This is a genomic window from Pseudomonas glycinis (genome assembly GCF_054871425.1).
In genome coordinates this window covers 16,262-28,606 of sequence record NZ_JBTYHF010000002.1, presented here as the reverse complement: position 1 = coordinate 28,606, position 12,345 = coordinate 16,262, and the positions used below count along the sequence as shown (strand labels likewise).

Below are 12,345 nucleotides of genomic sequence, written 5' to 3'. Positions count from 1 at the left end.
CTGGCGCCTTCGCGAGCAAGCTCGCTCCCACAGGGATTGGTGTGTACCTGAAATCTGGAGAAGAACGTGATCCGTGTACTGGTAGCCGAAGACCACACCATCGTCCGTGAAGGCATCAAGCAATTGATCGGCCTGGCCAAGGATCTGCAAGTCGTGGGGGAGGCGAGCAATGGCGAGCAACTGCTCGAAACCCTGCGCAGCGTGCCGTGCGAGGTGGTGTTGCTGGACATCTCCATGCCCGGGGTCAATGGCCTGGAAGCGATCCCGCGCATACGGGCGCTGAACAATCCGCCGGCAATTCTGGTGCTGTCGATGCACGACGAAGCGCAAATGGCCGCGCGCGCGTTGAAGGTCGGCGCGGCCGGGTATGCGACCAAGGACAGCGATCCGGCGCTGCTGCTCACGGCGATCCGCAAAGTCGCGGCGGGCGGGCGCTACATTGACCCGGAACTGGCCGACCGCATGGTCTTCGAAGTCGGCCTGACCGATACCCGGCCGCTGCATTCGCTGTTGTCAGAACGCGAATTCTCGGTGTTCGAACGCCTGGCCCAGGGCGCCAACGTCAACGACATCGCCCAGCAACTGGCCCTGAGCAGCAAGACCATCAGCACCCACAAGGCGCGGCTGATGCAGAAGCTCAACATCACCTCGCTGGCCGAACTGGTGAAATATGCGATGGAGCACAAACTTCTCTGACCATCACTGCCCTCATGTGGGAGCGAGCCTGCTCGCGAAAGCGGCGTAACAGTCAGCCATTCAGTTTGATGACCCACCGCATTCGCGAGCAGGCTCGCTCCCACAGGTTCGGAGTTGGCATATCCATTAGCGACAGACGCTTTTGCCTTTACTAGCGGCTTGCAGCTTGCCCCTTGCCGCTGCGTTTGCCCAAACGCGCCATCCTTGTAGGGCAATCCCTACCCCCAACCTTCCATTGCACTTAAGCGATTCTCTCCTGCGCCCCGATTTGCGTGGGCGCCGCCAGCCACTAGGCTTGATGAACAAGCAGTCATCAACAACAAAGGTGTGGGTATGAGCCAGGTCGATACAAGCGCAGGGACCAGTGATGTGCTGGTCAGCTTTCGTGGTGTGCAGAAGAGCTACGACGGCGAGAACCTGATCGTCAAAGACCTCAACCTGGACATTCGCAAGGGCGAATTTCTTACCCTGCTCGGGCCGTCCGGTTCCGGCAAGACCACCAGCCTGATGATGCTCGCCGGGTTCGAAACGCCGACCGCCGGTGAAATCCTCCTGTCCGGGCGTTCGATCAACAACGTGCCGCCGCACAAGCGCGATATCGGCATGGTGTTCCAGAACTACGCACTGTTCCCGCACATGACTGTCGCGGAGAACCTTGCTTTCCCGTTGACCGTGCGCGGCTTGAACAAAAGCGATGTCAGCGAGCGGGTGAAGAAAGTCCTCAGCATGGTTCAGCTCGATGCCTTCGCTTCGCGCTATCCGGCGCAGTTGTCCGGTGGTCAGCAGCAACGTGTGGCACTGGCCCGCGCGCTGGTATTCGAGCCGCAACTGGTGCTGATGGACGAGCCGCTGGGCGCCCTCGACAAACAACTGCGTGAACACATGCAGATGGAGATCAAGCACCTGCACCAGCGCCTCGGCGTGACCGTGGTCTACGTGACCCACGACCAGGGCGAAGCACTGACCATGTCCGACCGCGTTGCGGTGTTCCATCAGGGCGAGATCCAGCAGATCGCGCCACCGCGCACCCTTTACGAAGAGCCGAAGAACACCTTTGTCGCCAACTTCATTGGCGAGAACAACCGCCTCAACGGCCGCCTGCTCAGCCAGAGTGGCGAGCGCTGCGTGGTCGAGTTGGGGCGTGGCGAAAAAGTCGAGGCGCTGGCCGTCAACGTCGGTCAGACCGGCGAACCGGTGACTCTGTCGATCCGACCGGAGCGCGTCAGCCTCAACGGTTCGAGCGATCAATGCGTCAACCGCTTCTCAGGGAGGGTGGCGGAATTCATCTATCTGGGCGACCACGTCCGGGTGCGCCTGGAAGTCTGCGGCAAGACCGACTTCTTCGTGAAACAACCGATTGCCGAGCTCGATCCTGCGCTCAGCGTCGGCGACGTGGTACCGCTTGGCTGGCAGGTCGAGCACGTTCGCGCGCTCGATCCGCTTTTAGAGGCGCACTAAGCGCCCCGGCAATACCAACACCAACCCTGCACGTGGAGAGAACAATAAATGTTGAGATCCCTGAAGTTCACCGCCCTGACTCTGGGCCTGATGGGTGCGACCGGCGCGATGGCTGCCGGCCCGGACTTGACCGTGGTGTCGTTTGGCGGGGCGAACAAGGCGGCGCAAGTCAAAGCCTTCTATGCACCGTGGGAAGCGGCGGGTAACGGCAAGATCGTTGCCGGCGAATACAACGGCGAGATGGCCAAGGTCAAAGCCATGGTCGATACCAAGAGCGTGTCGTGGGATCTGGTCGAAGTTGAATCGCCAGAGCTGTCCCGTGGTTGCGACGAAGACATGTTCGAACAACTCGACCCGGCACTGTTCGGCAAGACCGAAGACTACGTCAAAGGCGCGATTCAGCCGTGCGGCGTAGGTTTCTTTGTGTGGTCTACCGTGCTGGCCTACAACGCCGACAAACTGAAAACCGCACCGACCAGCTGGGCGGATTTCTGGGACACGAAGAAATTCCCGGGCAAGCGCGGCCTGCGCAAAGGCGCCAAGTACACCCTCGAATTCGCGCTGATGGCCGATGGTGTGGCGCCGAAAGACGTCTACAAAGAGCTCGCGAGCAAGGGCGGCCAGGATCGGGCGTTCAAGAAACTCGATGAGCTCAAGCCAAGCATTCAGTGGTGGGAAGCCGGTGCACAACCGCCGCAATACCTCGCTTCCGGCGACGTGGTGATGAGTTCGGCCTATAACGGTCGCATCGCGGCGGTGCAGAAAGAATCCAACCTGAAAGTGGTGTGGAACGGCGGCATCTACGACTTCGACGCCTGGGCAATCCCGAAAGGTCTGGACGCCAAGCGCGCCGAAGCGGCGAAGAAATTCATCGCCTTCTCGGTGCAGCCGCAGCAGCAGAAGACCTACTCGGAAAACATCGCCTACGGCCCGGCCAACACCCAAGCCGTGCCGCTGCTGGCCAAGGATGTCCTGAAAGACATGCCGACCACCCCGGAAAACATCGCCAACCAGGTGCAGATCGACGTCAGCTTCTGGGCTGATAACGGTGAGCAGTTGGAGCAGCGCTTCAATTCCTGGGCCGCCAAATAACCACTTATTTACCTGTATGGAGATGGCAAGGGGGCTTTTGCGGCGAGGGGATTTATCCCCGTTGGGTTGCGAAGCAGCCCCGAAGCCATACCCGCTCGGTGGGTCAGGTAAACCGCATTCTCAGGTTTTACGACTGCTGCGCAGCCGAACGGGGATAAATCCCCTCGCCACAAAGGTTCGCTGCCACAGGAAGGCTCGCTCCCACAGGTAGCAGTGTTTCAACGCAACAGAGGTGGTTCGCCACCTCTGTAACGATCAAAGATTTGCGGAGTACGTCATGGCCATCGCCGTTCCCCTGAACGAGGGCGCCAGCCCCACCTTGAAGCAGAAGCTCAAGCACGCCGAGCGGGTCAACCGCTGGAAGGCCCAGGCGCTGATTGCTCCGCTGGTGCTGTTTCTGCTGCTGGTGTTTCTGGTGCCGATCGTGGCGCTGCTCTATAAAAGCGTCGGCAACCCGGAAGTGGTTGGCGGCATGCCGCGCACTGTCACTGCCATCGCCAGTTGGGACGGCCGTGGTCTGCCCGCCGAACCGGTGTACAAGGCTGCCAGCGAAGACCTCGCCGAAGCCCGCAAAAACCAGGCGCTGGGCGATCTGTCCAAGCGCTTGAACATGGAGTTGGCCGGCTACCGCAGCCTGCTGACCAAAACCGCCCGGGCGCTGCCGTTCGCCAGCGAACCGGCCTCTTATAAAGAAGCGCTGGAAGCGCTCGACGAACGCTGGGGCGACCCGGCCTACTGGCAAGCGGTGAAACGCAACACCAGCAGCATCACTCCGTATTACCTGCTGGCGGCGGTCGATCACCGTATCGATGATCTCGGCGAACTGGCCCCGGCCACCCCGGATCAAGCGATCTACCTCGACATCTTCGCCCGCACCTTCTGGATGGGCCTGGTCATCACCGTGATCTGCCTGCTGCTCGCCTATCCACTGGCCTACCTGCTGGCGAACCTGCCTTCGCGGCAGAGCAACCTGCTGATGATCCTGGTGCTGCTGCCGTTCTGGACTTCGATTCTGGTGCGGGTCGCAGCGTGGATCGTGCTGCTGCAATCCGGCGGTCTGATCAACAGTGCGCTGCTGGCCATGGGCATCATCGATAAACCGCTGGAACTGGTGTTCAACCGCACCGGCGTATACATCTCGATGGTGCACATTCTGCTGCCGTTCATGATTCTGCCGATCTACAGCGTGATGAAAGGCATCTCGCCCACCTACATGCGCGCGGCGATTTCCCTCGGCTGTCATCCGTTCGCCAGTTTCTGGCGGGTGTACTTCCCGCAGACCTACGCTGGTGTCGGCGCCGGCTGCCTGTTGGTGTTCATCCTTGCGATTGGCTACTACATCACCCCGGCGCTGCTCGGCAGCCCGAACGACCAAATGGTCAGTTACTTCGTCGCCTTCTACACCAACACCAGCATCAACTGGGGCATGGCCACTGCGCTCGGCGGGCTGCTGTTGCTGGCGACCGTGGTGCTTTATCTGATCTACAGCTGGCTGGTCGGCGCCAGTCGCCTGCGCCTGAGCTAAGGGGAATTTGCGATGCTGAGTCCTTACATGTCGCCCATCGAACGGGTGTGGTTCTACAGCCTGCGGATTCTCTGCGGCCTGATTCTGTTGTTCCTGATCCTGCCGGTGCTGGTGATCATTCCGCTGTCGTTCAACTCGGGGAGTTTCCTGGTCTATCCGCTGCAAGGTTTCTCGCTGCAGTGGTACCACGACTTCTTCGCCTCGGCGGAATGGATGCGTGCGCTGAAGAACAGCATCATCGTCGCTCCGGCGGCGACGGTGCTGGCGATGATCTTCGGCACCCTGGCGGCGATCGGCCTGACCCGTGGCGACTTCCCTGGCAAGTCACTGGTGATGGCACTGGTGATTTCACCGATGGTGGTGCCGGTGGTGATCATCGGCGTGGCGAGTTATCTGTTCTTCGCGCCGCTGGGGCTGGGTAACAGCTTCTTCTCGCTGATCGTCGTGCATGCGGTATTGGGTGTGCCGTTTGTGATCATCACCGTGTCGGCGACGTTGCAGGGGTTTAATCACAACCTGGTGCGTGCTGCTGCGAGTCTCGGTGCATCGCCGCTGACTGCATTCCGCCGGGTGACCTTGCCGCTGATTGCGCCGGGAGTGATTTCCGGGGCGCTGTTTGCCTTTGCGACTTCTTTCGATGAAGTGGTGGTGACGCTGTTCCTTGCCGGGCCCGAGCAGGCGACATTGCCTCGGCAGATGTTCAGCGGGATTCGCGAAAACCTCAGCCCGACGATTGCCGCGGCGGCGACGTTGCTGATTGCCTTCTCGGTGATCTTGCTGCTGACGCTGGAATGGCTGCGCGGGCGCAGCGAGAAACTCCGCACCGCGCAAGTCTGACTTCGAAAGCGGTCAAAAATGTGGGAGCGAGCCTGCTCGCGAAGGCGGTGTGTCAGCTGGCATATCAGTTGAAAGGGCTACCGTATTCGCGAGCACGCTCGCTCCCACAGTTGATCGTGGTCTTCTCGATCTGGCCATTCATAGGGTGAATAGCAGACAACCCCAAATCCCCAGCTAATCTTGTGCCCAGCTCCCACATCTATAAGAGGCTGCGCACCATGAGTCTGTCCCAGTTCAAAATCGCTCACAAACTGATCACCGGCGCCGCAGCCATCGAGCAACTGGCCGCCGAACTCACCCGCCTCGACATCGACAACCCGCTGATCGTCACCGACGCCGCGCTGGTCAAGTCCGGTACTGTCGAGCTGGCGCTGGTGCAACTTGGCGGGCGCGAGTACGAGATTTTCGACCGTGTGCTGCCCGACCCGGAAATCGCCATCGTCGAAGATTGCATGCGTGCCTACCGTGAGGGCGGGCATGACGGTTTGATCGGCCTCGGGGGTGGCAGCGCCATCGATATTGCCAAAAGTGTCGCCGCCTACGCCGGTTACCACGGCGCGCTGGAAGATTTGTTCGGTGTCGATCAGGTGCCGCGCAAGGGTCCGCCGCTGATCGCCATTCCGACCACCGCCGGCACTGGCTCTGAAGTCACCAATGTGGCGATCCTCTCGGACAAGGTCGCGCAGTTGAAGAAAGGCATCGTCAGCGACTATCTGTTGCCCGATGTGGCGCTGGTCAGTCCGCAAATGACCCTGACCTGTCCGCGCAGCGTTACCGCCGCCAGTGGTGTCGATGCACTGGTGCACGCTATCGAATCCTATCTGTCGGTGAACGCCTCGCCGATCACCGACTCCCTCGCCATCGGCGCAATCAAGCTGATCGCCAGCGCTCTGCCCAAGGCCTACGCCAACGGCGCCAATCTGCAAGCGCGCGAAGACATGGCCACCGCCAGCCTCATGGCCGGCATGGCGTTCGGTAACGCCGGGGTCGGTGCGGTGCATGCGCTGGCGTATCCGCTGGGCGGTCGCTTCAACATTGCCCATGGTGTCAGCAACGCCTTGCTGCTGCCCTATGTGATGACCTGGAACAAAATGGCCTGCGTCGAACGCATGCAGGATATTGCCGAAGCCATGGGCGTGAAGACCGCTCATCTGAGCGCCAGCGAAGCTGCGGACAAAGCCGTGCAGGCCATGACCGACCTGTGCGCGGCGGTGGAAATCCCTGCCGGGCTGCGCAGTTTCGGCGTGCCGGAGGAAGCGATCCCTGCGATGGCCGTGGAAGCCGCCGGCATCGAGCGGCTGATGCGCAACAATCCGCGCAAACTCAGCGCCGGCGATATCGAGAAGATCTACCGCGCGGCTTACTGAGGCGCGGGCGCGAGGGCACATGGCACAACCCAATCATCGCGGTCCCGGTGCGCGCGTGGAAACTTGAGGTATACAATGCGCGCCATCGTGATTTAGCTCAGCACAGGTGCGTCATGCAGCCCTTCGTAATTGCTCCGTCGATCCTCTCCGCCGACTTCGCCCGCCTCGGCGAGGAAGTGGACAACGTTCTCGCCGCCGGCGCCGACTTCGTCCACTTCGATGTCATGGACAACCACTACGTACCGAACCTGACGATCGGCCCGATGGTCTGCGCGGCACTGCGCAAGTACGGCGTCACCGCGCCGATCGACGCGCACCTGATGGTCAGCCCGGTGGACCGCATCGTCGGCGACTTCATCGAAGCCGGCGCGACCTACATCACCTTCCACCCGGAAGCCACGCTGCACGTCGATCGCTCGCTGCAACTGATCCGCGAAGGCGGGTGCAAGTCCGGTCTGGTGTTCAATCCGGCGACTCCGCTGGACGTGCTCAAGTACGTGATCGACAAGGTCGACATGGTCCTGCTGATGAGCGTCAACCCGGGCTTCGGCGGGCAGAAGTTCATTCCCGGCACCCTCGACAAACTGCGTGAAGCGCGGGCGATCATCGACGCCTCGGGCCGCGACATCCGCCTGGAAATCGACGGCGGCGTCAACGTCAACAATATCCGCGAAATTGCCGCTGCTGGTGCTGACACCTTCGTCGCCGGCTCGGCCATTTTCAACGCGCCGAACTATCAGGAAGTCATCGACAAGATGCGTTCCGAACTGGCACTGGCACGCCCATGAGCGGTTTTGAGCAGTTGTTCCCGGGGCAGCTGCCACGGTTGGTGATGTTCGATCTGGATGGCACGCTGATCGATTCGGTTCCCGACCTGGCAGCGGCGGTGGACACCATGCTGCTCTCCCTCGGCCGTCCGCCGGCAGGTATCGAAGCGGTGCGCGAATGGGTCGGCAATGGCGCGCCGGTGCTGGTGCGTCGGGCCTTGGCGGGTGGTATCGATGACTCGGCAGTGGACGACGCTGAAGCCGAGCGCGCACTGGAGATTTTCATGGAGGCTTACGGCGCCAGCCATGAGCTGACCGTGGTCTATCCCGGTGTGCGCGACACGCTCAAGTGGCTGCACAAGCAAGGCGTGGCCATGGCGCTGATCACCAACAAGCCCGAGCGCTTCGTCGCGCCTCTGCTCGATCAGATGAAGATCGGCCGCTACTTCAAGTGGATCATCGGCGGCGATACCCTGCCGCAGAAGAAGCCTGACCCGGCGGCTCTGTTTTTCGTGATGAAAATGGCCAACATTCCGGCCTCGCAATCGTTGTTCGTCGGCGACTCGCGCAGCGATGTGCAGGCGGCGAAAGCAGCGGGGGTCAAGTGTGTCGCGCTGAGTTATGGCTACAACCATGGCCGGCCGATTGCCGAGGAATCCCCGGCACTGGTGATCGACGATTTGCGCAAACTAATTCCCGGTTGCCTGGATCTGGCCGGTGGGATAACGTTGCCCGACGCTGTTCAACCCCCTTCTGGAAACGCCATCGTGGTGGTCACCCGCAAACTCTGGATGAAAGTCATCAAGGCCCTGGCCCGCTGGCGTTGGCGCGCCTGACTGATTCTGGCCGGCCGTGCCGGCGCGTTTGCATACCTGACTGATTGCACCTCACACCACGAGGCACCTTATGAATCGCGAAGAATTCCTGCGTCTGGCCGCTGACGGCTATAACCGCATCCCGTTGGCTTGCGAAACCCTGGCCGACTTCGACACGCCGCTGTCGATCTACCTGAAACTGGCCGACCAGCCCAACTCCTACCTGCTCGAATCGGTGCAGGGCGGCGAGAAATGGGGCCGTTATTCGATCATCGGCTTGCCGTGCCGCACCGTGCTGCGGGTTCATGATCATCACGTCAGCATCAGCGTTGATGGCGTCGAGACCGAAAGCCACGAGGTTGAAGACCCGCTGGCCTTCGTTGAAACCTTCAAGGCGCGCTACAACGTACCGACCATCGCCGGCCTGCCGCGCTTCAACGGTGGACTGGTCGGTTACTTCGGTTACGACTGTGTGCGCTATGTCGAGAAGCGTCTGGGCAAATGCCCGAACCCGGATCCGCTGGGCGTGCCGGACATTCTGCTGATGGTTTCCGACGCCGTTGTGGTGTTCGACAACCTGGCCGGCAAGATGCACGCGATCGTCCTCGCCGACCCTGCGCAGGCCGATGCCTTCGAGCAAGGCCAGGCGCGGTTGCAGGAACTGCTCGAGCAACTGCGTCAGCCGATCACCCCGCGTCGTGGCCTGGATTTCAGCAAACAGCAATCGGCCGATCCGGTGTTTCGTTCCAGTTTCACTCAGGACGATTACGAAAAAGCCGTCGACACCATCAAGGAATACATCCTCGCCGGCGACTGCATGCAGGTGGTGCCATCGCAGCGCATGTCGATCGACTTCAAGGCAGCGCCAATCGATCTGTATCGCGCGCTGCGTTGCTTCAACCCGACGCCGTACATGTACTTCTTCAACTTCGGCGATTTCCACGTCGTTGGCAGTTCGCCGGAAGTGCTGGTGCGCGTCGAAGACAACCTGATCACCGTGCGCCCGATCGCCGGCACGCGCCCACGCGGTGCCACCGAAGAAGCCGATGTGGCGCTGGAGCAGGATCTGCTCTCGGATGACAAGGAGATCGCCGAGCACTTGATGCTGATCGATCTGGGCCGCAACGATACCGGGCGAGTCTCGGAAATCGGTTCGGTGAAGCTCACCGAGAAAATGGTCATCGAGCGTTATTCCAACGTAATGCACATCGTCTCCAACGTCACCGGCCAGTTGAAGTCGGGCCTGACCGCGATGGACGCACTGCGGGCGATTCTGCCGGCGGGTACGTTGTCGGGCGCGCCGAAGATTCGCGCGATGGAAATCATTGACGAGCTGGAGCCGGTCAAGCGCGGTGTGTACGGCGGCGCGGTCGGTTACTTCGCCTGGAACGGCAACATGGACACCGCCATTGCCATTCGCACGGCAGTGATCAAGAACGGCGAGCTGCACGTGCAGGCCGGCGGCGGCATCGTCGCCGACTCGGTGCCGGCGCTGGAATGGGAAGAAACCCTGAACAAACGCCGCGCGATGTTCCGCGCCGTTGCCCTGGCTGAGCAAACCCCGGACGCCTGAGCCACGCAATTTCCCGTGTGGGAGCGAGCCTGCTCGCGAACAGGGTGTGTCAGTCACCGTTGATGCTGACTGACCCAGCGCTTTCGCGAGCCGGCTCGCTCCCACATTGGGTTTTGTGTTGAGGCATAAAAAAAGCGGCGCCCTGACAGGCGCCGCTTTTTTGCATCTACGACTCAGAAATCCAGCACAACCCCGACATTCAGTCCCTGCTGCTTGAAGTCATCATCCTTGCGGAACGTATAACCGCCACGCAGCGCCAGATCCGCCGTGAGCTTGTGACTGACACCCAGGCTCAAGCGGTTCAGGTGACTTGCCGGTGTGTAGCCTTCAAGGGTGAAGTCATTGGCCGGCAGGGTGTTGAGGGCAATGTTGACCTTCTGCACGTCATCTTCGTACTCACGCTCGTGGGCGTATTCGCCGTACACCTGGGTTTGCGCGGTGAAGTTGTACTTGCCCTGGATGCCCAGGCCCAGGCGTTTCGAATCGCGGCTCTGGTCATCGAAGGTCAGCGCGGTGGCGCGGTTGCTCTTTTCCGAGTAACCGTCGACATCGACACTGGCGTAATCAGCGCTGACAAATGGCGACAGATGCCATTGGCTGCCCGGTTGCGCAATGTCATAGCCCAGGCGCGTGCTGAACGCCCACAGGCTGCCGTCGGTATCGCCTTTCTCTGCACCCTCGCTGGCGCCGAGGTCGAACTTGCGCTTGAGGTTGTCGTAGTCGAGTTTGCCGCCGGTCAACGCCGCGTCGGCCCACCAGCGGTTCTGCTGGAACTGGGCAAACGCGGTGGCCATGTAGCTGTTGAGTTTGTAGTCGGATTCGTTGTGCCCGGCCTCGAGATTCTGCCGGTACAAACCGGCCGCCACGCCCACGCGCCAGGCCTCGTTCAAGCGATAGCTGCCGCCGACGTTGAGGTTGTAACCGCTGCCATCGGCGCTGGCGCCGCTGCTTTGGCTGTCGACATCCAGACGCTGTCCGCCGGCCGAGACAATCGCACGCCATTGGCCGACCGCTTGCCAGTTCTCCCAGTCTGCCTGCCATTGGTTGCGTAATTCATCCTGATGCGCACGCACGGTGCCGTGGGCCATTTCAGGTAGCAGGCTCAATTCCCACGGCGCAGCCAACAGCGAATAGGCGTAATCGGCGATCAGTTTCTGCCCGGATTCGGTCGGGTGTACACCGTCGTTGTAGATCAGCTTGGTCGGATCCGGCGTGGCGCTGTTGATCCCGTAGCGGGCGTTTTCCGTGCAGCTATTGCCACTGAAGCAGGTCGCGGTGAGGTTCTGGTCGGTAGCCAGACCAAAGCGCCCCGGGTCGGCGAAGACTTCCGAGAGCAGCACCGGAATGTTCAGCGGAATGACTTCGGCGTTGATGCCTTGCAGGCGCGTCACCAACTGACTGTTGAACTGGTTGGCGAGGGTGCTGCTGAACGCTTGCAGCGGCGTGCCATTGAGGGCCGGGGTCAGGCCCACGTCGGGCAGCAGCCAGACCATCACGTATTTGGCGCCGGCGGTCTGCAGGGTCTGCACGCTGTCGGCCAGTCGATCGGCTGCGCCGTTGGCCTGGGGCAGGCTGAGAATGCGGCCCTGGAGGAAGTCGTTGCCGCCACCGGAAATGTAATACAGCGCATTCGGGTCGGCGCGGAAGCCGTTCGACGGCAGGTATCCGGCGCGGGTGCGTTCGCCGGTGGCCGATTGGGTGGTGATCGAGTCGAGAATCTGGTCGGTGCGATAGCCACCGACCGCCCAGTTGTTGCCGTCAGGCTGGCCGTTTTCCGCGCGCACTGCGGAGCTGGAAGAGGCTGTCTGGTCGGGTGAAAAGCCCAGGCGGCCGCCGAGCAACTGGGTGGAATTCAATGAAAAAACTTCGCCGCTGCCATCCTGATACACCGGCCCGGTACGGTTGGTGTAACGCTCGGTGGAGCCCGCCGGGCCGCCGGTGTCGGCGAAGGTGCCGGCATCGTTGAGGCTGTCGCCGAAGACGATGAAACTGGAATAAGGATTGGGCGCCGCATTGGCCTGGGCGCAGGCGAGTGCGAGCAAGCAGCTGGCCAGCGGTACAAACAACGTCTGTCTGATCATGAGCAAGTCCGTTTATTTATTGTTGTAGGTGAACGAAACGACAGTACCAAAAACTTTCGGCCTTTTGCCATCGGTCGCGAATCCCTCTGCCGTTTTATAACCCGCAGGCCCCGCCATATTGCACGCTCCGCCCA

10 protein-coding genes are annotated in these 12,345 nt (G+C 61.3%); 9 read left to right on the top strand and 1 reads right to left on the bottom strand.

Translation table 11 applies throughout. The annotated features are described in order from the left end of the window. Nucleotides 1-66 precede the first annotated feature (66 nt). The 9 genes from ACYSTU_RS04225 (at nucleotide 67) to trpE (ending at nucleotide 10,130) form a co-directional block, all read left to right on the top strand. Nucleotides 67-696, top strand: coding sequence for a response regulator (locus ACYSTU_RS04225; RefSeq protein WP_003228820.1), 630 nt, complete (start codon nucleotides 67-69; stop codon nucleotides 694-696). Nucleotides 697-1,029: 333 nt separating this feature from the next. Beyond that, complete coding sequence (locus ACYSTU_RS04220; RefSeq protein WP_041476689.1) at nucleotides 1,030-2,154, top strand: ABC transporter ATP-binding protein; 1,125 nt, start codon at nucleotides 1,030-1,032, stop codon at nucleotides 2,152-2,154. 48 nt (nucleotides 2,155-2,202) lie between these two features. Then, entirely contained in the window at nucleotides 2,203-3,246 is a 1,044-nt protein-coding gene (locus ACYSTU_RS04215; RefSeq protein ID WP_016772907.1) for an ABC transporter substrate-binding protein, read from the top strand. A gap of 277 nt (nucleotides 3,247-3,523) precedes the next feature. Beyond that, nucleotides 3,524-4,771 carry an ABC transporter permease gene (locus tag ACYSTU_RS04210; RefSeq protein ID WP_476307395.1) on the top strand — a complete coding sequence of 416 codons (1,248 nt, stop codon included), beginning with the start codon at nucleotides 3,524-3,526 and terminating at the stop codon, nucleotides 4,769-4,771. A gap of 12 nt (nucleotides 4,772-4,783) precedes the next feature. Then, nucleotides 4,784-5,608, top strand: coding sequence for an ABC transporter permease (locus tag ACYSTU_RS04205; RefSeq protein WP_016772909.1), 825 nt, complete (start codon nucleotides 4,784-4,786; stop codon nucleotides 5,606-5,608). A gap of 218 nt (nucleotides 5,609-5,826) precedes the next feature. Next, the gene (locus ACYSTU_RS04200; protein WP_016772910.1) at nucleotides 5,827-6,975 is read left to right on the top strand and encodes an iron-containing alcohol dehydrogenase; all 1,149 of its coding nucleotides are present in this window, start codon (nucleotides 5,827-5,829) and stop codon (nucleotides 6,973-6,975) included. 113 nt (nucleotides 6,976-7,088) lie between these two features. Further along, nucleotides 7,089-7,763, top strand: a complete 675-nt coding sequence (rpe, locus tag ACYSTU_RS04195) for a ribulose-phosphate 3-epimerase (protein WP_007918813.1) — start codon at nucleotides 7,089-7,091, stop codon at nucleotides 7,761-7,763. Then, entirely contained in the window at nucleotides 7,760-8,578 is an 819-nt protein-coding gene (locus ACYSTU_RS04190; RefSeq protein ID WP_122612452.1) for a phosphoglycolate phosphatase, read from the top strand. The genes rpe and ACYSTU_RS04190 overlap by 4 nt, the downstream gene beginning before the upstream one ends. Nucleotides 8,579-8,648: 70 nt before the next feature. Then, on the top strand, nucleotides 8,649-10,130 hold the full coding sequence (gene trpE / locus ACYSTU_RS04185; protein WP_016772912.1) for an anthranilate synthase component I: 1,482 nt from the start codon (nucleotides 8,649-8,651) through the stop codon (nucleotides 10,128-10,130). A gap of 173 nt (nucleotides 10,131-10,303) precedes the next feature. Here trpE and estP read toward each other — a convergent pair whose 3' ends face one another. Beyond that, on the bottom strand, nucleotides 10,304-12,211 hold the full coding sequence (estP, locus tag ACYSTU_RS04180; RefSeq protein WP_498996242.1) for an esterase EstP: 1,908 nt from the start codon (nucleotides 12,209-12,211) through the stop codon (nucleotides 10,304-10,306). Nucleotides 12,212-12,345 lie beyond the last annotated feature (134 nt).